This window comes from Acidobacteriota bacterium, from assembly GCA_028875725.1.
In the GTDB taxonomy this organism is placed as follows: domain Bacteria; phylum Acidobacteriota; class Thermoanaerobaculia; order Multivoradales; family Multivoraceae; genus Multivorans.
The window spans coordinates 337,252-361,365 of record JAPPCR010000023.1 but is presented as its reverse complement, the minus strand read 5'-3'; the positions used below and the strand labels follow the sequence as shown (position 1 = coordinate 361,365).

Annotated in this window: 18 protein-coding genes; 17 read left to right on the top strand and 1 reads right to left on the bottom strand. The window is 70.2% G+C overall.

Annotation, left to right across the window (positions count from 1 at the left end):
- The first annotated feature begins 4 nt into the window (after positions 1-4).
- From mfd to ftsZ, 17 genes are all read left to right on the top strand, one after another.
- Positions 5-3,502: a transcription-repair coupling factor gene (gene mfd, locus OXI49_17145; protein MDE2692231.1), complete on the top strand. Its 3,498-nt coding sequence runs from the start codon at positions 5-7 to the stop codon at positions 3,500-3,502.
- Between the two features lie 5 nt (positions 3,503-3,507).
- Positions 3,508-4,335: a peptidylprolyl isomerase gene (locus OXI49_17140; GenBank protein ID MDE2692230.1), complete on the top strand. Its 828-nt coding sequence runs from the start codon at positions 3,508-3,510 to the stop codon at positions 4,333-4,335.
- A gap of 10 nt (positions 4,336-4,345) precedes the next feature.
- Entirely contained in the window at positions 4,346-5,500 is a 1,155-nt protein-coding gene (locus tag OXI49_17135) for a SurA N-terminal domain-containing protein (GenBank protein ID MDE2692229.1), read from the top strand.
- A gap of 208 nt (positions 5,501-5,708) precedes the next feature.
- Positions 5,709-6,179 (top strand): division/cell wall cluster transcriptional repressor MraZ, encoded by a 471-nt coding sequence (locus OXI49_17130; GenBank protein ID MDE2692228.1) that lies wholly within the window; start codon positions 5,709-5,711, stop codon positions 6,177-6,179.
- Positions 6,180-6,184: 5 nt separating this feature from the next.
- Positions 6,185-7,156 carry a 16S rRNA (cytosine(1402)-N(4))-methyltransferase RsmH gene (gene rsmH / locus OXI49_17125; GenBank protein ID MDE2692227.1) on the top strand — a complete coding sequence of 324 codons (972 nt, stop codon included), beginning with the start codon at positions 6,185-6,187 and terminating at the stop codon, positions 7,154-7,156.
- A 27-nt stretch (positions 7,157-7,183) separates the two neighbouring features.
- The gene (locus OXI49_17120; protein ID MDE2692226.1) at positions 7,184-7,570 is read left to right on the top strand and encodes a cell division protein FtsL; all 387 of its coding nucleotides are present in this window, start codon (positions 7,184-7,186) and stop codon (positions 7,568-7,570) included.
- Entirely contained in the window at positions 7,567-9,420 is a 1,854-nt protein-coding gene (locus OXI49_17115; GenBank protein MDE2692225.1) for a penicillin-binding protein 2, read from the top strand. Before OXI49_17120 ends, OXI49_17115 begins: the two co-directional genes overlap by 4 nt.
- On the top strand, positions 9,420-10,976 hold the full coding sequence (locus OXI49_17110; GenBank protein MDE2692224.1) for a UDP-N-acetylmuramoyl-L-alanyl-D-glutamate--2,6-diaminopimelate ligase: 1,557 nt from the start codon (positions 9,420-9,422) through the stop codon (positions 10,974-10,976). The genes OXI49_17115 and OXI49_17110 overlap by 1 nt, the downstream gene beginning before the upstream one ends.
- Before the next feature lie 29 nt (positions 10,977-11,005).
- Positions 11,006-12,433 carry a UDP-N-acetylmuramoyl-tripeptide--D-alanyl-D-alanine ligase gene (locus tag OXI49_17105; protein ID MDE2692223.1) on the top strand — a complete coding sequence of 476 codons (1,428 nt, stop codon included), beginning with the start codon at positions 11,006-11,008 and terminating at the stop codon, positions 12,431-12,433.
- Positions 12,433-13,509, top strand: coding sequence for a phospho-N-acetylmuramoyl-pentapeptide-transferase (mraY, locus tag OXI49_17100; GenBank protein ID MDE2692222.1), 1,077 nt, complete (start codon positions 12,433-12,435; stop codon positions 13,507-13,509). The genes OXI49_17105 and mraY overlap by 1 nt, the downstream gene beginning before the upstream one ends.
- A gap of 24 nt (positions 13,510-13,533) precedes the next feature.
- Positions 13,534-14,967, top strand: coding sequence for a UDP-N-acetylmuramoyl-L-alanine--D-glutamate ligase (gene murD, locus OXI49_17095; GenBank protein ID MDE2692221.1), 1,434 nt, complete (start codon positions 13,534-13,536; stop codon positions 14,965-14,967).
- Entirely contained in the window at positions 14,960-16,036 is a 1,077-nt protein-coding gene (gene ftsW / locus OXI49_17090) for a putative lipid II flippase FtsW (GenBank protein ID MDE2692220.1), read from the top strand. Before murD ends, ftsW begins: the two co-directional genes overlap by 8 nt.
- On the top strand, positions 16,033-17,154 hold the full coding sequence (gene murG, locus OXI49_17085) for an undecaprenyldiphospho-muramoylpentapeptide beta-N-acetylglucosaminyltransferase (protein ID MDE2692219.1): 1,122 nt from the start codon (positions 16,033-16,035) through the stop codon (positions 17,152-17,154). Before ftsW ends, murG begins: the two co-directional genes overlap by 4 nt.
- The gene (gene murC / locus OXI49_17080; GenBank protein MDE2692218.1) at positions 17,154-18,578 is read left to right on the top strand and encodes a UDP-N-acetylmuramate--L-alanine ligase; all 1,425 of its coding nucleotides are present in this window, start codon (positions 17,154-17,156) and stop codon (positions 18,576-18,578) included. Before murG ends, murC begins: the two co-directional genes overlap by 1 nt.
- A 41-nt stretch (positions 18,579-18,619) precedes the next feature.
- Positions 18,620-19,510 carry an FtsQ-type POTRA domain-containing protein gene (locus OXI49_17075; GenBank protein ID MDE2692217.1) on the top strand — a complete coding sequence of 297 codons (891 nt, stop codon included), beginning with the start codon at positions 18,620-18,622 and terminating at the stop codon, positions 19,508-19,510.
- A gap of 18 nt (positions 19,511-19,528) precedes the next feature.
- Positions 19,529-20,779 carry a cell division protein FtsA gene (gene ftsA / locus OXI49_17070; protein MDE2692216.1) on the top strand — a complete coding sequence of 417 codons (1,251 nt, stop codon included), beginning with the start codon at positions 19,529-19,531 and terminating at the stop codon, positions 20,777-20,779.
- 40 nt (positions 20,780-20,819) lie between these two features.
- Positions 20,820-22,070 (top strand): cell division protein FtsZ, encoded by a 1,251-nt coding sequence (ftsZ, locus tag OXI49_17065; protein ID MDE2692215.1) that lies wholly within the window; start codon positions 20,820-20,822, stop codon positions 22,068-22,070.
- A gap of 26 nt (positions 22,071-22,096) precedes the next feature.
- On the opposite strand, the gene OXI49_17060 is transcribed toward ftsZ, so the two are convergent.
- Positions 22,097-24,064 carry an arginine--tRNA ligase gene (locus tag OXI49_17060; GenBank protein MDE2692214.1) on the bottom strand — a complete coding sequence of 656 codons (1,968 nt, stop codon included), beginning with the start codon at positions 24,062-24,064 and terminating at the stop codon, positions 22,097-22,099.
- Between the last annotated feature and the right edge of the window lie 50 nt (positions 24,065-24,114).

The window sequence follows — 24,114 nt, the reverse complement described above, 5'->3', positions numbered from 1 at the left end:
ACCGGTGTCCGCGTGGCGTGAACTGGGCCGCCGCATTCGTCGGGGCCGGGACTACCGCGAGTTGGCGGATGCGAAGCGAGCGGCGGTCGTCGGTCTTCCGGTGCGGGCGGCGGCGGTCGTGTTCGAGCTGCTGGCGGAGGATCGGGAAGGAGCGCAGCTCGTTGTCGTACCGAGTGAGAACGAGGTTCTGGCTTGGACCGAGGCCGGGGGGCTGCTGCGGGGGCCGGGCCGGGCGCGGCTCATCCCGTTTCCGTCGCCGGCGCTGACGCCCTACCAGCAGGCGGAGGCCTCGCTGCTGGTGCGCGCCCAGGAGAGCACGGCCTACGATGCCCTGCTCGGGGCTTCGAGAGTCACCGTCGTCTGTACGCCGCGGGCCCTGTTCCACCGCCTGGCGCGGCCGGACGCGTTCCTCGGGTCGGTGGTCGAACTCGAAGTCGGCGGCCGGGCCGCGCCCGAGGATCTGTTGCCCCGTCTGCTCGCCCACGGCTACCGGCGTAGCGACCTCGTCGCGGCGGTCGGCGCGGTGGCGCAGCGGGGCGGCGTGTTCGATCTCTTCGCGCCCGGCGAACCCCGACCGGCGCGTCTCGACCTGTTCGGCGACACGGTCGAGAGCATTCATCGCTTCGACCCGTCCACCCAGCGTTCCGAGGAGCCGATCGAGTCTCTGCGGATCCGGCCCCTGACGCCCTTCGTCGCCGGGTCGGAGCGGGCGGCCGATCTGTCGGCGCTGCTGCTGCAAGAGCGTGGCGGCGACCTGTCGGACCAGGCTCGGGCCCAACTGGAGGAGATGGCGGCCGGGGAACCCTTCGACGGCTGGGAGAAGTACCTGCCCCTGCTCGAACAGAGCACGAGCCTCGGCGAGGTGATGGCGGACGCTTCGGTGGTCGTGGTCGATCCCGAGCGGGTGAGCGGGGAGGTCGAACAGCACGCCGGGCTGTTGTGGGAGGAGTACGGGCGGCGCTGCGACGACGGCGAGATCGCGGCCGAGCCGGAGCGGTTGACGGTGCCGGCGGACCAGGTGCTGGAGCTCGTCGAGCGGGCGGCGTTCCGGGTCGGCGGGACGTTCGACCGGGCTCCTGGCGATCCGGCTTCGGGAAAGCGGCGCCTCCGGGTCGACTTCGGCGCGGTCGAGACGGACGTGCTGATCGATCAGCTTCCCCGTTTCCCGCGTGAAGTGGAGACAGCCGCGGCGCGCGGCGACGACCTCTGGCTGGTGGCCCGTTCCGAACGGCACGAGGCGCTCCGCCAGACGCTGGGCCGCCGCGAGATCGACTGGGACGGCGGCGCGGTGCGCCTGATCGACGGCGAACTGGCGCGGGGCTTCCGGCTGCCGCACGCCGGTCTGGTGCTCTACGGCGAGGGTCAGCTCTTCCGCCAGAGGCTCTCCATGAGCCGACGTCGCCGCCGGATGGGTCCCTTCGTCTCCGGTCTGCGCGACCTGCGCGTCGGCGAGTTCGTGGTCCACGAGGATCACGGCATCGGTCAGTTCCTGGGGCTGAAGACCCTCGATGGTCCGTCGGGCGAGGGTCCGGCGGCTGCGGCCGATCCGCTCCGGCAGCAGCAGGTGCGCGCGGTCGAGGTGATGGAGCTGCTCTACTCGTCGGGGAGAACCCTGCTCCTGCCTCTGACCCGCGTGGACGAGATCGAGCGCTACAGCGGCATCGATGGCATCGCGCCCCGCCTGGACCAGTTGGGCGGCAGTAGCTGGGCGAAGAAGAAGAGCCGGATCCGGCGCAGTCTCAAGGCGATCGCGACCGACCTGCTGAAGCTCTACGCGGAGCGCCGGCTGGCGCAGGCGGTGCCCATGGACGAGGACAGCGACCGGCAACTCCAGTTCGAGAGCGCCTTCCCTTACGAGGAAACGCCCGATCAGCTGGAAGCTGTACGGACGATCAAGGAGGACCTTGCCCGCGACCGGCCGATGGACCGCCTGCTGTGCGGCGACGTCGGCTTCGGCAAGACGGAAGTCGCGATGCGGGCGGCGTTCAAGGCGGTCGACAGCGGGCTGCAGGTCGCGGTTCTGGCGCCGACGACGATCCTCGCCGACCAGCACCTGCGGACGTTCCGGCGGCGATTCCAGGGTTTCAACATCGAGGTCGAGATGGTGTCGCGGTTCCGGTCGGCGGCCGAGATTCGGGCGATCCGGGCCCGCCTCGCCGCCGGGGAGATTCACGTCCTGATCGGCACCCACCGGTTGCTCAGCCGGGACATCGACATGCCGTGCCTGGGTCTGGTCGTGATCGACGAGGAGCAGCGTTTCGGCGTCGCCCAGAAGGAGCGCCTGCGCGAACTCCGGCGCAACGTCCACGTGCTCGCGATGTCGGCGACGCCGGTGCCGCGCACCCTGCAGCTGTCTCTGGCGGGCGTGAGGGACCTGTCCCTGATCGAGTCGCCGCCGCGCGACCGGATGGCGGTGGAGACCAGGATCCTGCCGTTCTCGGGCGACCTCGTGCGCGAGGCGATCGAGTTCGAGGTGGAGCGCGGCGGCCAGGTGTTCTACGTCTACAACCGGGTCGAGGACATCGAGGGGATTCTCCGCTATCTGCGGGAACTGGTCCCGGGGCTCAGGATCACCGTCGGTCACGGGCAGATGGAGGAGGCCGAGCTGGGCCGGCGCATGCGCGCCTTCACCGCGGGCGAGTACGACCTGCTGCTCGCGACGACGATCATCGAGAACGGCATCGACATTCCGAACGTGAACACGATGCTCGTGCACCGAGCCGACCGGTTCGGTCTGGCCCAGCTCTACCAGTTGCGGGGCCGGGTGGGCCGCAGCGATCAGCTTGGCTACTGCTATCTGCTGGCGCCGCCGGACACGGTGCTGTCGGAGGAGGCGCGCAAACGGCTCGTGGCGATCCGTGAGTTCACTGAGCTCGGAGCGGGCTTCCGGATCGCCGCCCGCGACCTGGAGATCCGCGGCGCGGGTAACCTGCTCGGCGCCGAGCAGAGCGGTCATATCGCGGAGGTCGGCATCGAGACCTACATGAAGATGCTGGAGCATGCGATCGCCGAACTGCGCGGCGAGGCCCCGTCCGAGGTCCCCTCAGCGACGATCAGCCTGCCCGCGGCCATGTCGATCCCGGAGGACTACATCGGCGAGATCTCGCTGCGGCTGGAGATCTACCGTCGTCTGGCGGACGCCGCGGAGGATCCGGCGATGCTGCTCGCGGAACTGCGCGACCGCTTCGGTCCGCCGCCCGAACCCGTCCACACCCTGATCCAGGGGGCTGAACTGAAGCGGATCGCGGAGGGCGTCGGCGTCCAGGCGATCGCCCACCGCAACGACCGGCTGACGATCCGGCTGCGGCGCGACGCGAAGGTCGACGTGGAACGGCTGATCCGCTTCGTGTCCGAACGGGAGGGCGCCGCCTTCGCGCCGGACGGCGTGCTGACGCTGCGGGACGTGCCGGGTCGGGAATCGATGGAGATCTCGCTGCAACTGCTGGAGCTTCTCTCGGGCGAGGCCCAGCGGCGCCTGGGCGCCGTGGAGACGGTCCATTGAACCGGGTGCGCGTGCCGCGGCCCTCCGTGTGGCTGTTGGCGGCCTTGTTCCCTGCCTGCGCGGGCAGCCTGCCGGAAGGAGTCGTCGTACGGATCGGCGGCGAGGAAAAGAGCTACGAGGACTTCGACCGCTACGTCATGGAGGTCCTCGATGTCGATGCCTCGCGGTCGAGCAGTGACGTGCTGTCGCGGCTGTTCGAGCGGTTCGTCGACGACCAGCTCCTGTTGCGATGGGCCCGGGACCGGGGATTCGCGGATGAAACGGCGACCTCGCACGAGGCCGCTGCCTCGCTGCTGGAGGCTTCGCCGCCGGAGATCTCCACGACCGATGTCGAGCGCTACTACGCGGAGCACCGGAGTGACTTCCGGCGGCCCGCCCGGGCGCGGCTGCGCCAGATTCTGGTCGAGGATCGCGCCAGCGCGGAGCTGGCCCTGGCCGAACTCGAGGCCGGGGTCGACTTCGGCGAGGTGGCGCGGATCCGCTCGATCGGGCCGAGCGCCCCGGACGGAGGTTTCCAGGGCGAACTGTCGCGGGAGGACCTGCCCGGCGCCCTTGCCGAGGTCGTGTTCGCGCTCGAGGAGGGGGAGTGGAGCGAACTGCTGGAGGCCGACTACGGTTTTCGGATCTTCCAGGTCGAACGATTCCTGCCCGACGAGACGTTGTCGCTCCAGGCCGCGGCGCCTTCGATCCGGTCCCGGCTTGTCGCCGAACGAAGCGAAGCGTTGATCCGGCAGGCGATCGAAGAGGCGAGGCGGGAATACAATCTGCGGGTTGCGGTTTCACGACTACCGTTCGAGTACAGCGGTCCCTACCGTGCCTCCGAAACGGAGTGAGGATGACGACATGAACCGAGTCAGAGAAGGAGAGTGGAGCCTCCCGGGTCGCGCTGCGCCGCGATTGGCGGTCGCGACGCTGGTCACGGCTCTGGGTGCGATGCCGGCGGCCGGGCAGTCGGAGCCGGGCCGGGAGAACCGCGTCGTCCTGCGGGTCAACGACCGGATCGTGACCCTCTACGAGTACCAGAGGGCGCTTGCCGTGCAGATCCGCGACATCCGGAACGCGCCGGGCCTCACCGACCCGCGGCGTCAGGAGCTGCTGGGCGAGGCCGGCCGGATGATCATGAAGGCGCTGTTCGAGGAGCAGTTGATCCTCTCCCGGGCGGACCAGCTCGCCGTGGTCGTCGACGAGAGCGACGTCGAGGAGCAGATCCGGGGGATGTGGGAACGGGCCGGCATCGAGACCGAGGAGCAGTTCCAGGACGCCCTCGCCCAGCAGGGCATGCGCGAGGAGGACTTCCGCGACCAGATGCGCAAGCAGTTGCGGACCAACATCGTGCGCGGCCGCGAGGTCGCGCCGCGCGTTGACCTGGCGGATGAGGACCTGCGCAGGTTCTACCGCGACAACGAGGAGCGTTTCGCGATCCCCGAGCGGGCCCGGTTCGAGGAGGTGGTGATCCTCGAAGGCGTGGTCCCGGCGGACCGGATGGCGCCGCTGGCGTCGCTGGCGGGGACCCGGCTCACGGCCGGAACCGAGGCGACGGAGGTGGTGGAGGGCCTCGGTGAAGGGGCGACCGCCGTTGATGTCGGCTGGGTGACGCCTGGCGACCTGGCGGCCGAGCTGGACGCCATTGCCTGGGATCTGCAACCGGGGGACGTGGCGGACGCCGTCGCCGCGCGGGGCGGCCTCCACGTGCTGAAGATGCTCGAGCGCGAGCCCGCTTCCGTGCGGCCCTTCGAGGACGTGCGGGATGCGATCGAGCGGGAGGAGCGCGGCCGTCTCTTTGACGAGGAGTACCTTCTCTACATGGAGGAGCTTGCGGACGCCGCCTACATCGTCGAGCGCCTGCCGGAAGAAGCGGTGGGCTACCGGCCGGTCGCGACGCAGTCGCTCGATTCCGACGCGCTCGGACTGCTCAGTCGTTTCGGGCCCGACGCGAACGTCCAGGACGCGGCCGAACCCGAGGCCGAAGAGACCGGCGAGTCCGACTCCAGCCAGTGACCGCGGGTCGTCTGACCCGCGGAAGACAGCGCGCCGGCCGCCAGGCCGGCTCCGCTCTGGCGCCGCTTCGCGGGAGGTCGAGCGCCTCGATTCCGTAGTGGAGCAAAGTGGTCTGAAGTAGACAAGAATGGCCTAACGGTGCTAGTGTTCCGCGTCTGAGCGTCAGTTTGTGGGCAATGCCGCCCACCTGACTCTCGGAGCGTGGGCGATGTTTCGAGGGCATGCAGAGGCCAAGATCGACGCGAAGGGCCGGCTCAAGGTGCCGAGTGTCTTCCTCCGCCCGCTCCAGGAGCGGTACGGCCCGGACATCTTCACCACGTCGCTGCGTGGCGACTGCGCGTGGATCTACCCGCTGCGGCTCTGGGAACAGGCGGAGCAACGGCTGGCCCGGCTGCCCTCCACCCACCGGATGCGGCGGAAGTACGAGGCCCGGGTCAGCTACTTCGGCCAGCAGAGCCGGCTCGATGCGCAGGGCCGGCTGATCGTTCCGAGCCGGCTGCGGGAGCGCGCGGGAATCGACCGCGAGGTCGTCATCTTCGGCAGGCCCGACCGTTTGGAGGTCTGGAACCTCGGCCGGATGGAGAAGGAACTCGAGGCGAACCCGTTCACGGACGAGGACCAGGACGAGCTCACACGGGATCTCGAGGCGCTCGAGGAGAACGGAGACAGGGACGGCTAACCGATGTGGGCGAACAGACTGCTACCCATCGGCCGGTTCTCGTCTCTGAGGTGCTGCGGTTCCTTGCGCCCGAACGGGGCGGCTGGTTCGTCGACTGCACGGTCGGCCTGGGCGGCCACGCGGCCGAAGTGCTGCGGCGCCACCCTGAGGCTTCGGTCCTGGGCATCGACCGGGACACGGAGGCCCTGGAACACGCCTCGGACCGGCTGCGCGAGTTCGGCCCGAGGGCGCGCGTCGTCCACGGCAACTTCGAGTCGGTCCGGGAGATCGTGGCGGCGGCGGACATCGGCCAGCCGGCGGGAGTCCTCGCCGACCTGGGCGTTTCGTCGCTCCAGCTCGATCGGCCGGAACGCGGCTTCAGTTTCATGCGGTCCGGGCCGCTCGACATGCGGATGGACCAATCGCCCGGATCGGCAACGAGGACAGCGAGGGACGTCGTGAATCTGGAATCCCAAAGCGTGTTGGAGACGGTGCTGCGCGACTACGGCGAGGAGCGGCAGGCCCGCAGGATCGCTCGCGCGATCGTCGAGCGCCGCCGTCGCGAGCCGATCGAAACCACGGATGACCTGCGCGATCTGGTTCACGAGGCGGTCGGCGCCTCCAGAGTGCGGCGTGGCCGCGCCCTGCGGGCCGGCGCCAGGTCGATCGACGCGGCGACGAGGACCTTCCAGGCGCTCCGCATCGCGGTGAACGAGGAGCTGTCCGGCCTCGGAGCGACGCTGGAACAGGCGATGAGACTGCTCGAGCGGGACGGGCGGCTGGTGGTCATCTCGTACCACAGTCTGGAAGACCGGATCGTCAAGCACCGGCTCCGGGCGGGCGCCCTGGGCGAAGTGGATCCGATCACCGGACGGCCTCGCACCGAGACCCGCCTGATCGAGCTGATGACGCGGAAGCCGATCCGGCCCGAGCCGAGCGAGGTGCAGTACAACCCGAGGTCGCGGTCCGCCCGGTTGCGGGCGGCGAGGCGCCTCTAGCGGGGTGGCCGCCAGGGAACCGGTACGGTGAAGACCGGCTACAGCGTCAGCAAGGAGGTCGCGAATCCCTTCCTGGTGCGCCAGCGGGATCCCGGTCGCCTGCGCGGCCTGTGGCCGGTGTTCGCGATCCTGCTGCCGTTCGCGGCGGCCGTGTTCGCGTACACCTGGGTGCATGAACAGGGACTGGAAGCCGGCTACCGCATCGAGGAACTCGAACGGCGCCTGGAGGAGCTGCGGCAGCAGGAGCTTCGGCTCGAACTGGAGGCGACCCGGCTCAGCCGGCCGGAGCGGCTCTCTGCCCTGGCCCTGGAGGAGCTCGGGATGGCGCCGCCGACACTGGACCAGATGGTCTTCCTGAGTTCCGAGAGCGTGTCCCTCCTGCAGGCCCGTGCGGTCGCGGAGGCGGCGCAGTGACCACGCTGGGACCCCGGGCGCGGAGCGCCCGCCGCCGCTACGTCGGAAGGTTGGCGGTGCTGGTCGCGTTCTGTGGTCTGTGGATGGGCGCGATTGCCGTTCGGCTGTTCGACCTGCAGATCAGCGGGGCTGACGAGTACCGCGAACGGGCCGCCCGCCAGCAGCGAAGCGAAGTCGTGCTGAATCCCAAGCGGGGCACGATCTACGACGCCCGCCGCAGGCCACTCGCCGTCTCGGTGGGGACGAGCACGCTCTACGCCGAAACCGCGAAGGTGGGCGAGCCGTCGGTCGTTGCCGCGGAGATCGCTCCCCTGGTCGGTCGGTCCAGGGAACGGATCGAGGCGTTGCTCAACAAACCGGGCCATGTGCCCCTGGCGCGCAAGCTCGATCGCGAGGTAGCCGACCGGATCGACCTGTCCGCGTTCCCCGGCCTTTACTTCCTGGGCGAGAGCAAGCGCAGGTACCCGATGGGCCCCCTGATGGCTCACGTGCTTGGCTTCGTCGGCACCGACCGCAGCCTCGCCGGCCTGGAGTACCGCTACGACAGGGAAGTCGCGGGTGAATCGGTCAGAAGGCACGTCCTTCGCGATGGCCAGCAGCGACTGGTCGTGGTTGCCGGTTCCCTGGGCGAACCGAAACCGGGGGCGGACCTCCATCTGACGATCGACGCGACGATCCAGCACCTCGCCGAGCGCGCCCTGCGCGAGACGATCGAGTCGACGGGCGCCAGTGCCGGCAGCGTCGTCATCCTGGCCCCCGAGGACTCGGCGGTGCTGGCGATGGCCTCCTACCCGACCTTCGATCCAAACCGCTTCGGCGACTTTGGCCCGAACGAGCGGCGGAACCGTGCGTTGCAGGACTCCTACGAACCGGGCTCGACGTTCAAGATGATCACGGCGGCCGGGGCGTTCGAACGAGGCGTGGTGCATCCCGACCAGATCATGAACTGCGGCAACGGCCGGATCCGGGTCGGCAAGGCCCTGATCAAGGACCACAAGCCGTTTCCTGAACTCACCTTCCGCACCGCGATCGCCAAGTCGAGCAACGTCTGCGCGATCAAGGCGGGTGGCCTGGCCGGGTCGGAGACGATGCAGGAGCTGGTCACGGCGTTCGGCTTCGGCGAAGTCACCGGCATCGATCTCGACGGCGAACACCCGGGCATCGTTCCGCTGCGGGTCTGGGACCAGGAGACGACGGCGTACGCCTCGATGGGCCACGGTGTCGCGGTGACGCCCCTCCAGCTTGCGAATGCCTACGCCGCGGTCGCCAACGGCGGAGTCTGGAACCGGCCCTACCTGGTGCGCGCGCTGGAACGGGAAGGGGAGGTCGTCGACATGCGGCCCAGCAACCGTGGCCATCGCGTGATCTCCAGGGCGACCGCGTACCGGGTGATCCGCCTGCTCGAGGAGGTCGTCGTCAGCGGCACGGGCCGCAAGGCGGCGATCGCCGGCTACCGGGTGGCCGGCAAGACGGGTACGGCCGAGAAGTCGGACGCTTCCGGTTACTCGGAGACCGGCCGCGTCGCCGGTTTCGTCGGCATCGCTCCAGCGCGGGCGCCGCGCCTGGTCTGCCTGGTGATGATCGATGAGCCGACCGTCTCGACCTCCGGCGGTGAAGTGGCGGCGCCGGCCTTTCAGCGCATCATCAGCGAAGCCCTGTTCTATCTCGGCGCGACGCCGTCGCGCCAGCCGATGGGCTGGAGCCAGCCCGTCTGGTTGCAGCCGGCGCCCGCGCCGCTCGAAGGGCCGCCGCAGGTCCGGGTCGCGGCTGCGGGCGGCCAGTCCGCGGGCCCCGATCAGGATGACGCGCCGACGGAGGGCGAGCTGTGGACGGCGGCGGGATCGAGCTGATGAGACTCGGCGACGCGGTCGCCGACCTGCCTCTGCGCTCAGAGCTGAGCCTTCCCGCGGCCGACACGGAAGTCACGGGGATTCAGCACGACTCCCGGCGCATCGGAAGCGGCGACCTCTTCGTCGCCTGGCGGGGCGAGGTCCACGATGGCCGGGCTTTCGCGACCGATGCCATAGCCCGCGGCGCCTCCGCTGTCCTCTCCTTCGGACCGCCGCCTGCCGCGCCTTCCGTTCCCTGGCTGGAGGTCGACGATCCACGGGGCCAGATGGGGCCGGTGGCCGCAAGGCTCTACGACCACCCCGAGCGGGAGCTCCTGACCGTCGGGGTCACCGGCACCAACGGCAAGACGACGACCGCCCAGTTGATCGGTTCCTGTCTGACCCAGGCTGGACGATCGGCCGCGGTGATCGGGACCCTGGGCCGGAGGGCGCACGTGCCGGGCGACGGGGGCTCCGACACGAGCCCGCTGAGTTCCGCGGCTTCCGACCGGACGACGCCGGAGAGCAGCGACCTGTTTCGGATGCTCAGGCGGGCGGTGGATCTGGGAGCGCGGTCCGCGGCGATCGAGGTCTCGTCTCATGCGCTCGATCAGGGGCGGCTGAACGGGATGAGGTTCGACGTCGCCGTGTTCACGAATCTGACCCGCGACCATCTCGACTATCACTCCTCGATGGAGGCCTACTACGAGGCCAAGCGCCGGCTCTTCTCCCTGCTCCGCTCGGGCGGTCGTGCGGTGATCAACGTCGACGACGAGTACGGCCGCAGGCTGGCGCTGGAGGTCGGGAACCACGCTGACGTGTGGCGTTACAGCGCCGCCGGCCGTAGCGGTGCCGAGGTGCGCGTCGTCCGGTCCGAGCTCGACCTCGCGGGCATTCGGGCCGAGGTCGAGGCGCCCGGGCTCCGTCTCTCGCTCGTCAGCCGGCTGCTCGGCCGGTTCAACCTCGAAAACCTGACGGCGGCGGTCACGGCGGCGAACGTCCTGGGAGTGCCGCCGGACGCGATCCGCGCCGCGGTGGCCGCGGAGAAGCCCCCGGACGGCCGGTTGGAGCCGGTGGACCGCGGCCAGGAGTTTCCGGTGCTCATCGACTACGCCCACACCGACTGCGGCCTGCGCGCCGCGATCGAGGCGATCCGCGAACTGAGCGACAGGCGCATCCTCGTGGTGTTCGGCTGCGGCGGCGACCGGGATCGCGGCAAGCGGGAGTTGATGGGACGCGCCGTGGGCGAGTTGGCGGATCTCGCCATCGTCACCGACGACAATCCCCGGAGCGAGGACCCGGCGCTGATTCACCGGACGATCGTGGCGGGACTCGGCGCGGCCGGGGGTTGCGGCCACGAGGTAGTTCCGGACCGCCGGTCCGCGATTCGTCGAGCCGTCACGCTGGCCGCCGCCGAACCCGGCTGGGCGGTGCTCATCGCGGGCAAGGGCCATGAGACGACGCAGACCATCGGGAAACGCAAGCTGCCATTCCGCGACCGGGAGGAGGCCGGGGAGGCACTGGTTGCGCTGAGCGCCTCCGGGTTGCCCGGAGGGCGGAAGGCGCCTTCGAGGTGAGGCGGCTCCTCGCTGATGCGGCCAAAGTCATGAACGGCACACTGATCGGAGAGGTCGACGGCGGCGCCTGCTACCGCGGCGCCGCGATCGATTCGCGGCGGGTCGAAGGCGGCGAGCTCTTCTTCGCGCTGCCCGGAGAGCGGACCGACGGTCACCGCTTCGTGGCGGCAGCCCTGGCCGCGGGCGCGGCGGCGGCGGTGGTCAGAACGCCCGCGGCGGACGCCGGCTGTCCCCAGATCCGGGTCGACGACGTGGCGGAGGCGCTGCACGAGCTGACTCGCGATCACCGGCGGCTTCTCGATATCCGCGTGGCCGCAGTGACCGGCTCCGCGGGAAAGACGACGACGAAGGACCTGCTGGCCCTCCTGCTCGGCGAATGCTGGCGGGTACGCAAGAGCCCGGGCAACCTGAACAACCTGCTCGGTTTCCCGCTTACGCTGCTGGCCACGGGCACGGATTGCGAGTGGTTGGTCGCCGAGATGGGGATGTCGGTGCCGGGCGAACTGGCGGCGGTGAGCCGCCTGGGGCGGCCGGACGTGGCCATCTTCACGAACGTCCGGCCGGCGCATCTCGCCGGCTTCGAGGAACCGGCCGGCGCCCCGGCGGACGTCGAGGCGATCGCCCGTGCCAAGGCGGAACTCCTGGAAGGCCTCGCCGCCGACGGTCTGATCGTCGCCAACGCCGGCGACCCGCGAGTGGTCGGTCTGGTCGAGCGATACCTGGCTGCGCGGCGCCGGGAGGCGGCCCCGGCCAGGGCGAAGAGTGTGGAGAGCGTGGTCTGGTACGAAGTGGAACCGGCGCGGAGCAAGCTTCCGCGGGCCGAGGTCACGGCTCACGGGGTCGAGCCCCTGGCTGGAGAGCCGGGCACGCGATTCAGGCTGGAGTACCGGGGTGCCTCGGCGAACGTCGAGTTGCCGCTGCACGGCAGGGTGAACGTCGAGAACTTCCTGGCCGCGGCGGCCTGCGCCCTGCGGCTGGGCGTGCCGATCGAGAAAGTCGCGTCGGCGGCGCGCCGTTCCCGTCCCGGCGCCGGCCGCGGCGAAGTCGTCTCGCTGCCGTCGGGCGCCACCCTGGTGGACGACTCGTACAACTCGAACCCCGAGGCGGCGCGCCTGGCGCTCGAGGCGGCGCGCCTGCTCGACGGCCAGCGCCATGTCGCGATTCTGGGCGACATGCTGGAGTTGGGCAGCGCCGAGCGCCGCTACCACCGGCAGTTGGGCCGCGACGCGGCGGAACGCGGTTTCGGCCTGGTCGTCGGCGTCGGCGAGCTGGCGTCCGGGACGGTCGCGGCCGCCGGGGAGGCTGGCGTCGAGACCGCCTGGTTCGAGGACACGCGGGCCGCGAGCGCGGGGGCCCCCCTTCTGATCGGGGAGGGCGACGTGGTCCTCGTCAAGGGCTCGCGAGGCGCGGCGCTGGAGCACCTGGTGGAGGCGCTGCTTCAGGAGAGGCCGAACTGATGCTCCTGGACCTGCTGTTGCCGCTCGGCGAGCGGATCGCACCCTTCAACGTCATTCAGTACATCACCTTCCGTTGCGCCTGCGCGGCTCTGACCGGCGTCGTGCTCAGCCTGGTCCTGGGCCCCAGTTTCATTCGGGCGGCCCGGCGGCTCTCGATCGGCCAGACGATCCGCGAGGAGGGGCCGGAGCGGCACCAGAGCAAGGCCGGTACGCCGACGATGGGCGGGCTGTTGATCCTGACCGCCGTCATCGTGCCGACGCTGCTCTGGTCGGACCTTTCGAACGTCTACGTCTGGCTCGCCATCGGTACGACGATCGGGCTGGGCGCCGTCGGCTTCGTCGACGACCTGCTCAAGGTGAGGCGGCGCGACAACGGGGGCCTGAGCATGAGGGCGAAGTTCGCCCTGCAGCTGGTCGTCGGCGCGGCACTCGGCGCCGCCCTCGTCAACCTCACGGACCTCGACGCGAACCTGAGCTTCCCGTTCTTCAAGACCCTCGTGCTCGAACTCGGGGTCTTCTACATCCCGTTCGTCGCCATCCTGATCGCGGGATCCTCGAACGCGGTCAACCTGACGGACGGGCTCGACGGGTTGGCCATCGGCGCCACCCTGGTCGCGGCCGCCACCTACGCGGTCTTCGCCTACATCGCCGGCAACTCGATCGCCGCCCGCTACCTGCAGGTGTCCTACGTGCCGGGGGCCGGTGAGGTCGCGATCATCTGTTCCGCCCTGGTCGGCGCCAGTCTGGGCTTCCTCTGGTTCAACGCCCATCCCGCCCAGGTGTTCATGGGCGACGTCGGGTCGCTGGCGATCGGCGGCACGATCGGCGCGGTGGCCGTGCTCTCCAAGCAGGAGCTGCTGCTGGTCCTGGTCGGCGGGCTGTTCGTGCTGGAGGCGCTGTCGGTGATCGTCCAGGTGGCGTCCTTCAAGATGACCGGCAAGCGGGTGCTGCGGATGGCGCCGCTGCACCACCACTTCGAGCTCCGCGGCTGGAGCGAGAACCAGGTCATCGTCCGCTTCTGGATCCTCGCCGTCCTGTTCGCGTTCCTGGGTCTCTCGACCCTGAAGTTGAGGTAGCGGGTGACTCTTGAAGTGAGCCGTATGGGGACGTCCATGGCGGCGCCGGTTTCCGCCTGGGAAAGTGCGCTGGTCTACGGCCTGGGCTTGTCGGGGGTGGCGGCGTCCCGGGTGCTCTCCGACCGGGACGTCCGCGTGGTGGCGGTCGACGGCCGTCTGGCCGAGGACCTGCCTCCTGGAGCCGGTGAGCTGTTGCGAACGGAGCGGGTCGACGAGCTTCTGGCCGAAGAAGGGGCGGAGTTGCCGGCCGACCTCGACGCGATCGTGCTGAGTCCGGGTGTGCCGCCAGACCGTCCGCTGCTGCGAGCCGCCCGCTCGGCCCGCGTTCCGATCCTGGCCGAAGTCGAACTCGCCTGGCGCCTCCTGGAGGCTGAGGCTTCGCCGACCGTGGTCGGCGTGACGGGCAGCAACGGCAAGAGCACGACGACCGCGCTCACCGGGGCGCTGCTCGAGGCGGCCGGTTACCCGGTGGAGGTCTGCGGCAACATCGGCACGCCGCTATGCGCTCGGGTGGACGGTCCGCCGGGCCGCGTCTTCGTCGTGGAGCTCTCCAGCTTCCAGCTCGAGGGGATCGACCGGTTCCGCCCCCGTGCGGCGGCCCTGCTCAACATCAGCCCCGACCATCTCGACCGCTACGCGAACGTCTCCGAGTACGCCGCCGCGAAGGCGCGCATCTTCGGCAGGCAGGCCGCCGGCGACGTCGCGGTCGTGAACGCCGACGACGGTGAGGCCCGCCGCTGGAGCAGCGGCCGCGACGGCGCGCCGGCCGCCGTGAGGCGCCGGTTCTTCTCCCGGCTGCGACAGGTCGAGGATGGCTGCTATCTCGACCGCGACCGGGTGATCGAGGTGGGGCCGGAGTTCCGGCGAGAGCTGTTCCGGCTTGACGACCTGGCGCTCGACGGCTTGCACAACGTGGAGAACGCGATGGCGGCCGCTCTGCTCGCGGCGGCCGTCGGCGCCGATCCGAGCCGCTTCGCGCCGGCGTTGCGCGGCTTCGACGGCCTGCCCCATCGGATGCGCCTCGTCGGCACGGTCGGCGGCGTCCGCTACTACAACGACTCCAAGGCGACGAACCCGGCGGCGACGATGAAGGCGCTGACCGGGTTCGGTGAGGGCAGCGTCCACCTGATCCTCGGCGGCCGGGCGAAGGACGAGGGCGCGGCCTTCGCCGAACTGGCGTCGGTGGCCGGCGCCAGGGCGGCGGCGGTGTACCTGATCGGCGAGGCGGCCCCGGTCATCGCCTCGGTGCTCCGCGGCGCTGTCGAGTGCCGCCCGTGCGGGACGCTGGAGCGCGCGGTCGAAGCGGCGTCGGCGGCCGCGAGCGAAGGCCAGGCGGTACTGCTGTCGCCGGCCTGCGCCAGCTTCGACCAGTTCGAGGACTTCGCGGAGCGCGGCCGCCGCTTCGAGGAACAGGTGCGGGCGCTGGCGATGGCCGGCGGGGAGCGCGGCCATGGCTAGGAAGCTCGCGATCGACAAGGTCCTCTTCATGGTCGTCGTGCTGCTCGTCGTGGCGGGCCTGGTGATGGTCTACTCGGCCAACCCGCCCGACCCCGGCGGCGGCTTCAAGCGCCAGTTCGTCACCCAGTTGCTCGCGGCCGTCTTCGGCCTGGTGGCGATGCTTGTCATCATGAGCATCGACTACCGGCGCTGGGCGAAGCCATGGCTGGTCCATGCCGGCCTTGGTGCGTCGCTCCTCCTGCTGGTCGTCGTGCTGGCGTCGGCGCCGATCAACGGCAGCAGCCGCTGGCTGTCCGTGGGGCCGCTGACCTTCCAGCCGTCGGAGCTGGCCAAGATCGCGGTCGTCGTCTTCGTCGCCTACCAGATCCACCGCTGTCCGGAGGGTGTCAGCCAGCCCCGGGTGCTCGTGCCCTGCGGCCTCGCGGTGGGGCTGGTCACCCTGCTCGTCCTGCAGGCGCCGGACTTCGGCAGCGCCGCGCTCATTCTGGGGATCGCCGGGGTCATGCTCTTCCTTGCCGGCCTCTCCTGGCGCTGGATCGCTCCCGCGATGGTGGTTCTGCCGGGGTTGTTCGCTGTCTTCATCTGGTCGGAGCCCTACCGCAGGGAACGCCTCCTCGGCTTTCTTTCACCCGAGAACGATCCCTCCGGAAACGGCTTCCAGGTGCTGCAGTCCTGGATCGCGATCGGATCGGGCGGCCTGACCGGCCAGGGTCTGGGAGAAAGCGCCCAGAAGCTCTACTTCCTGCCGCTCGCGAGTTCCGACTTCATCTTCTCGATCGTCAGCGAGGAACTCGGCCTGCTCGGCGCCGCCGCGGTGTTGGCCGCCTTTTCGGTGCTTGCCTGGCGCGGCTATGCCGCCGGACACCGCGCTCCGGATGCTTTCGGTCGCTTCCTTGCCTGGGGGCTGACGTCGGCGGTCCTGATCCAGGTCCTGGTGAACGTCAGCGTCACGGTCGGCCTGGTGCCGGTGACCGGCACGCCGCTGCCGTTCCTGTCGCACGGGGGGTCGTCCCTCGTCATGACCCTCATCGCCTGCGGTCTGCTGTTGAGCGTCTCGGAGCATGGATGAGCACCGGCACTCACCGCGGCACGGTCGTCTTTTCCGGCGGCGGCACGGGCGGCCACGTCTTCCCCGGCCTGGCGGTGGCCGACGAGCTGCGGACTCTCGGCTGGAACGCCGCCTGGGTCGGCCGCCGCGGCAGCCTCGAGGAACGGTTGGTGGCGTCGGCCGGAGTCGACTTCAGGGCGCTCCCCGCCCGACCGTTCGTCGACCGCGGCGGCGCGCAGCGTGCGGTTGCCCTGGCGGTCCTCCTGTTCTCGACCCTCCGCGCCGCGGCGTTGCTGCGCCGGTTCCGCGCGGCGCTCGTGTTCGCGACGGGCGGCTATGTCTGCGCGCCGGCGGCTCTGGCCGCCCGGCTCCATGGCTGCGGGCTCTACCTGCTCGAACCGAACGCGGAGAGCGGCGCCGCCAACCGGAGACTGTCGCGCTTCGCGACCGAGGCGGGCGTCGCCTTCGAGTCCGCGGCCGGGAGCCTCTTGTGCGAGGCGCGGCTGGTCGGCGTGCCGGTGCGGCGGGCCTTCCGGGAGATCGAGGAACTGCGTCTTCCGGGCGACCGCGTTCGGGTCCTGGTGCTTGGCGGCAGTCAGGGTTCCAATGCGCTCAACCGTCATCTGCCCGGTCTGTTCGCCCGTGCCGCCGGGCCGAGCCGGGTCGAAGTCACGCACCAGTCCGGCCCGGCCTGGGTCGACGAGACCCGCGACCGTTACCGGGGAGTGGCCACGCCGGCGCTTTCCTCGACGGTGACCGGCTTCATCCGGGACACCGCCGGCGCCATGCAGGCGCACGACCTGATCGTGTCGCGCGCCGGAGCGGTGACCGTGGCCGAGATCGCCGCCGCCGGCCGGCCGGCGGTCTATGTCCCGCTGCCGATGGCCGCCGGGCACCAGCGCGGGAACGCCTGCGCAATGGTCGGGGCGGGAGCCGCGATCCTGGTCGACCAGGACGACCTGCAGGGCGAAGCAGCGGCGGACCGCTGCGCCCGGCTGATTGCGGATCGCGGGCGTCTGCTGGCGATGGCGGGGGCGGCTCGGGGCCTGAGTCGGACCGACGCGGCGAGCGACATCGCCGCCCGGGTGTGCGAGATCGCGGAGCGCGGAACCTCCGGGCGCCGGGGGAGGGCCGGCTGATGCTGCTGTTCCTGCGCACCGCGGGGCTCAAGCGCGTCCACTTCGTCGGCATCGGCGGTGCCGGCATGAGCGGAATCGCCGAGATCCTGCTGAACTACCAGCTGAAGGTCAGCGGCTCCGACCTGGAGGGGAGCGAAACGACCGAGCGGCTCGCGGCGCTCGGCGCTCAAGTCGCCATCGGTCACAGCGCGGACAACGTCGACCGGGCCGACCTGGTGATCATCTCGTCCGCGGTTCCGGCCGGGAACGAGGAGGTCGTCGCAGCCCGGCGGCGGGGAGTGCCTGTCGTCCGCCGCGCCCAGATGCTCGCCGAACTGATGCGGCTCAAGTACGGCGTCGCCGTGGCCGGTACCCACGGCAAGACGACGACGACCTCGCTTATCGGCAGCGTGCTGACGGACGCCGGCCTCGACCCCACGGTGATCGTCGGCGGACGCCTTCGCGTTTCGGGCACCGGCGCCCGCTACGGGAGCAGCGACTACCTGGTCGCCGAGGCGGACGAGTTCGACCGGAGTTTCCTCGATCTGGCGCCGGTGGTCGCGGTGATCACGAACATCGACGTCGATCATCTCGACACCTACCGCGATCTGGCCGACATCCAGGCTGCCTTCGCGCGTTTCGCCGGCCGCGTCCCCTTCTTCGGCCAGGTGATCGCCTGCGCGGACGACCCGAACGTCCGGGACCTGCTGCCGCGCCTCGCCGACCGGCGGATCGTCACCTACGGCTTCGATCCGGGGGTCGACCTCCGGGCGCTCGACGCGTCGCCGACCGGCGCGGGTGTCCGCTTCGGGGTCGCCGACGCCCACCTTGGTCCGCTCGGTGTCCTGGAACTGCCGTTGCCTGGGCGTCACAACGTCCTGAACGCCCTCGCGGCGGTCGCCGCGGCGCGGGCCGTCGGGCTCGACTTCGAGGCGGCGGCCAGGGCTCTCTCGGGCTTCCGGGGCATCCACCGGCGGTTCGAGCGGGTAGGGCAGTGGCGCGGTGCGACGGTGATCGACGACTACGCGCATCATCCGACCGAAGTCGAGGCGACGCTGAAGGCGGCCCGCGAGGTAATTGGTCCCAGCGGCGGGAACGGCGCCCGGACGGGCCGGATCCACGCCGTGTTCCAGCCCCATCTGTTCAGTCGCACGAGGGACATGGCGGAGGACTTCGGCCGCTCCCTGCTGCTCGCCGACAACGTGCTGGTCGCCGACATCTATCCGTCCCGCGAGCGGCCCATCCCGGGAGTCGACGCGGGTCTGGTGGTGGCCGCCGCTGCTCGCGCCGGTCATCCGAGCATCAGCGGCTGCGGACCGTGGCAGGCGGCGCCCGACCGGCTTCGTTCCGAGGTCGGCGAAGGCGACCTGATCTTCACGCTGGGAGCGGGCGACATCTACCGGCTGGCTCATCGACTCGCCGCCGGCGAGGGGGACGTTTCGTGAGTCGGCGCGCGACTCGCAGGCTGTCGGGCGCTCGCCGTCCCGTGCGCCGCAGGCGGCCGCGGCCCGTCGTCTGGCTGGCGCTGGGCGTCGGGAAAGTCCTCCTCGGGATCGCGCCCGTTGTCGGGATCGGCGTGTGGCTGGCGACGGCCCCGGTGTTCGATCTCGAGCTCGAGATCCAGATCGAGGAGGCCGAGCGGATCTCCGAGGAGTGGGTGCGGAGCCGGCTTGCTCCGCTGGAGGGACGGAACCTTCCGCTGCTCGCCCTCGAGCCCGCCGCGAGACGGCTCGACCACGAGTGGATCCGTGAGGCGCAACTCCTCAAGCGCCTGCCGAACGAACTCACTGTGCGGGTCGTGGAGCATCAACCGGCGGCCCTGTTCACGGCCGGGGACCGCGCATGGGTGATCGACCGGGACGGCCGGACGATCGTGCCGTGTGAGCGGGCACCCGACCTGTGCGATGGCGATCTGGTCAGCGTGTCGATCGAAAGCGCCCTGGCGGGAGATCGTCTGGGGAAAGGCCCGGCGCGGAATCCGGGGGCTGGCGGTGTCGCATCCAGGGACGTGCCGGGTGAGGTTCTCGCTCGAACGCTGAAGCGGGCGCTCGACGTGGCGACCGAAGTCGGGGCGTTCGAGTGGGGACGTCAGGTCCGGGCGGTGGAGGTCATCAGTTTCGGGATCGTTGAGGACGACTACCTGCTCTCCTGCAGCGGCCGTCCGGCCACCGTGCTCGTTCGCGGCAGCGATCTGACGGCCAAGGCCTCGGTGTTCGAGCTGCTGCACGGCGCGATCACGGAACACAACGATCCGGAAGTCGTGGACCTGCGGTTCAGGGATCGGATCGTTCTGTCGATGGAAGCGCCGGGTGCGGGGATCGCTACGGACACGGAGGACGCTGCGGCCACCGGGGACGGAGTTCAAGCCCCTTCATAGCGAAAGAGGACGAAGAGGATGCCGAAGACGGATACGCATGTGGTCGCCATCGACGTGGGGTCGGCGAAGGTCGCCGTGTTGATCGCCGAGCGCACCGAGGTCGACGGAGAACCGGCCCTCGAGATCGTCGGCGTCGGGCGGGCACCCAACCGCGGGACGCTGAGGGGCCATATCGTGCATCTCGACGCGACGGTGAGCGCGCTCAAGCGGGCCACCGAGGAGGCGGAGACCATGGCGGGCGTCGAGATCTCCCGCGCCTTCGTCGGCATCGGCGGATCCGACCTGCGGTCGGCGAACAGCCACGGCACTGCCTACGTCGACTGCGGCGACCGGGGGATCGCCCGTGCCGACATCGACCTGGTTCTGAACGCCGCTCGGGACGTGCCGCTTCCGCCCGACCGGGAGATCCTGCACGCAATTCCGCAGGAGTTCGCGGTCGACGACCACGGCGGCATCGCGGATCCGCACGGGATGCTGGGCAGCCGGCTGGAAGCCAAGGTTCACCTGGTCATGGGCCACGCTCCACGAACCAGGACGCTGGTGCGATGTCTGAACCGCGCCGGCGTGGAGGCCCGGGAGATCGTCTTCGAACCGCTCGCCACCGCGGAAGCGGTCCTTCTTCCCGACGAGCGCCAACTGGGCGTCCTGTTGCTGGACATCGGGTCAGGAACCTGCGGCTTCGCCTTCTTCCAGCACGCCGAAGTGCAGCACAGCGGGGTTCTTCCGTTCGGCGCCAGTCACTTCACGGCCGACCTGGCTTCCGTGCTCCGGACGTCGTTCGCCGGCGCCGAGACGCTCAAGCTGCGGGACGGCTGCTGCCTGGTCGGCCTGGTCGACGGCGACGACGGTCTGGTGGTGCCGAGCGTCGCGGGCGGCAGCAGCAAGACGATCGCGCGCGGGGACCTCGCCGAGATCCTGCAGGCGCGCGCCGAGGAGATGTTCCACCTGATAGAGGCCGAGCTGGAGAAGGCCGGCTGGGCAAATCAGCTTCGCGGAGGACTCGTCCTGAGCGGGGGCGGTTCGAAGCTGCTCGGTCTGCCCGAACTGGCCCAGCAGGTCTTCTCCTGCGACGTTCGTTACGGAGTGCCGCTCGGTCTCGTCAGCGAGATCGAAGGTCTCACCGACCCGACCTGGGCAACAGCCGCGGGTCTTCTTCGCTATGCGGTCGCCTCCGAGGAGGCTCGCCTGCCCATTGCGCGCCGTCGCTCTCTGGGCGGCGTGCGCTCGGTGATGGGCAATCTGCGCCAGATGTTCAGCGATCTTGTCTGATTTGAGTTTGATGAACCAAGGGTTCGAAATGGAGGGAACCATGATTCTGATGGAAGAGCAGCAGCCGACCGAGGTCAAGCCGACGATCGACGAGGAGGTCTCGTCCGAGGACAGTTTCGGGCCGGCGAAGATCGTGGTCGTCGGTGTAGGCGGAGGCGGCGGAAACGCCGTCAACCGGATGATCGCCGCCAATCTGGGCGGCATCGAGTTCATTGCCGCCAACACCGACTTGCAGGCTTTGCGGCGCTGCGAAGCGCCGACGAAGCTGCAGCTTGGCCGCAAGATCACCCGCGGCCTGGGTGCCGGCGCTGATCCGGAGGTCGGCCGCAACTCGGCGCTCGAGGACACGGACAAGATCCTGGACATGCTGAACGGGGCGGACATGGTCTTCCTGGCAGCCGGCCTTGGCGGGGGCACGGGCACAGGCGCGGCGCCCATCATCGGCTCCCTTTCGGCCGAAGTCGGCGCCCTGACGGTCGCCGTGGTCACGAAGCCCTTCGCGTTCGAGGGCCGGCGACGGATGCTGCTGGCGGAACGTGGGCTCGAAGAGCTGCACCGGGCGGTCGACACCGTGATCGCGATCCCGAACGAGCGGCTGTTGAGCTTCGTGGACCGGGGCACGTCGCTCGCCGACGCCTTCGTGACCGCGGACGATGTCCTGCGGCAGTCGGTCCAGGGCATCAGCGACCTGATCACGATGCCGGGCGAGGTGAACGCCGACTTCGCCGACGTGCGGGCGATCATGTGCGGCCAGGGCATCGCGGTGATGGGCACGGGCGTGGCGTCGGGCGACAGCCGGGCTCTCGAAGCGGCGCAGCGGGCCGTGTCGTCGCCCCTGCTCGAGGACGCTTCGATCGAGGGCGCTACGGGGTGCCTGATCAACATCACCGGCGGCGGTTCGCTGACCCTCCACGAGGTGGCGGAAGCGGCCAGCACGATCTCCGACGCGGTCGACCCGGACGCGACGATCATTTCGGGTCTCGTGGTCGACGGATCGATGGACGAAGAGGTGAAGGTGACGGTGATCGCCACCGGATTCTCCGAGGACCGGCAGCCGCGCGAGGGCGGCGACGTCAAGGCCGCCGAGGCCGGAGCGGCGGCGGCCGATCCGAACCTGGCCGAGGCCATTCCCGCGGACGAGGAGGCCGGCAAGGAGGAAGGCGGCAAGGCCGAGTTCCGGGATCGCGTTCTGGCCGAGCACCACAAGATCGATCCGGGCGGTTACGGACCGAATTGGAGGAACGTCGACGACTACGACATTCCGACGGTGCTACGCAAGCAGATGGACTGACCGCCCGCGCCGCGCGCGGGCTGCTTCTACATCCGCTCGGGCAGCGGCACGCCCAGAATCTCCGCGAGGGCTTCCAGCGATCGCTCGAAGACCTGGGTTACAGCGAGGCGTGCGTCCCGGAGGTCCGCGTCCTGTTCGTGCAGGATGGGATGACGGTGGTAGATCGCGTGGAACTTCTGCGCCAGGTCGACGGCGTGCCGGGCGATGAGGGAGAGCTCGAGCGTCGCCGCCGCCCGCTCGACGACTTCCTGGCACTGCGACGCGAACAGCACGAGGTCCCAAAGGTCGTCGGACCAGACGTCGGCGGGCAGCGTCGCGACGCGGCTCCCGGGGACCTCCTGCGCCAGCCCTTCTTCACGCAGGCGTCGGCGGATGTTCCTGGCGCGCACGATGGAGTACTGGAGATAGGGGCCTGACTCGCCTTCGAACGAGGTGGCGTCGTCGATGTCGAAGGCGATCACGCGCGTGGTCGTGGCGCGGGCCATGAAAAAGCGGAGCGCGGCGACCGCGATCTGGCGCGCCAGGACGCCTATGTCCTCGCTGGCCGCCTCGTCGTGGCGGTCGTTGCCGTCGGGGCCGCGCCGCTCCATGATCTCGTCCCGGCTCTTCGCCTCCAGCTGGTCGAGCAGGTCGTCCGCCTTGACGCCGATGCCCTTGCGGCCAGACATCTCGAGCTGCGAGTCGCCGGCGAATCCGAGACGCTCCGCAGTCTTCGCCGACAGGGCGACCATCTCGTAGGCGAAGTGGATGCTGTCCCGGGCCTCGTCCTCGTGTCCGAGCGCTTCCAGGCCGGCGCGGACGATGCGCTGCAGGTAGGCCTGCCGGGCGTCGATCACGTTGATCACGCGGGCGCCCGTTCCGAAGTCGGGACGCCGCTTTCCGTCGCCGGCATCCGGTTCTGCCGGCGCGGTCTCCCAGAGAGGACCGCCGCGGCGGGTTGTATCCCGGAAGGGGGCGTACTCGAAGTCGCGGCCCAGCAGGCCGAACTTCCAGAGCTGGTAGGCGATGTCCTTGCCGACGTAGGTCACCGTGCCGTCGGAGCGGACGATCACCTTGTCGGGGTCCTCCAGCCCCTGGAACTCCTCGCTGTCGGCCAGCGGCATGACCCAGCAGCCGGCGTTCTTGCCGCTCTCTTCGAACCGGACGGCGCCCGTCTCCTTCAACTGTTCGAAGGCGGCGACGAAGAAATCGAGACGTAGGATCTCGCTCTCGCGGGTCAGCAGGTCGTAGTCGATGTCGATGCGGGCCATCGTGGCGAGATGCCGCACGACGATTCGCCGGGCGACCAGCCGGCCGGCCTCGGCCCGGCGGCCCTCTCCCGCTTCCAGTGCGTGGAGAGTGCGCCGGCGGAGTTCAAGCCGCTGCGAATCGCCTTCGTACCAGCGACCGACCTCGCTGTAGAGGTCCCAGCAGACGTAGTCGAACGGCTCGGGCAGGGCGTCGATGTCGGCGACGGAGCAGCCGCGCAGGTCGAGGAAGCCGACGACGACGTCGGCGACCTGCACGCCGGTGTCGTCGATGTAGTTCTGGACCTCGGTCGGCTGACCGAGTCGGCGGAGCGCGCGCGAGAGAACGTCGCCGAGCACGGCGTTGCGCAGGTGGCCGATGTGCGCCGCCTTGTTCGGATTGATGTTCGTGTGCTCGACGATCACCTTGGCCGGCGCGTCGGTGGCCCCGGACTCCGTCACCGGAACCGCGTCGATCATCACGGCCGCGAACCGGCTCCTGGCGAAGTGGAAGTTCACGTAGCCCGGGCCTTCGACCGTCACCCGATCGAAACCCTCCGGCAGCTCGAGGCACTCGACGAGGCGCTCCGCGATCGCCCGCGGCGCCTGACGCAGCTCCCGCGCGAGGTGCAGGGCGCAGGGACTCGCGAGGTCGCCGAGGCGGCGCTGGGGCGGCACCTCGACCACCGGATCGTGAGCGAGGCCGAAGGCTCGCGAGAGGGCGGTCCGCAGCGCGCCGGCGACGAGGGTTCTTTCGCGCTGCAGCATCGGGGGCGCAGCCTATAAGAGCTCGTGGGACGGCTTGCGCCAGAATACGG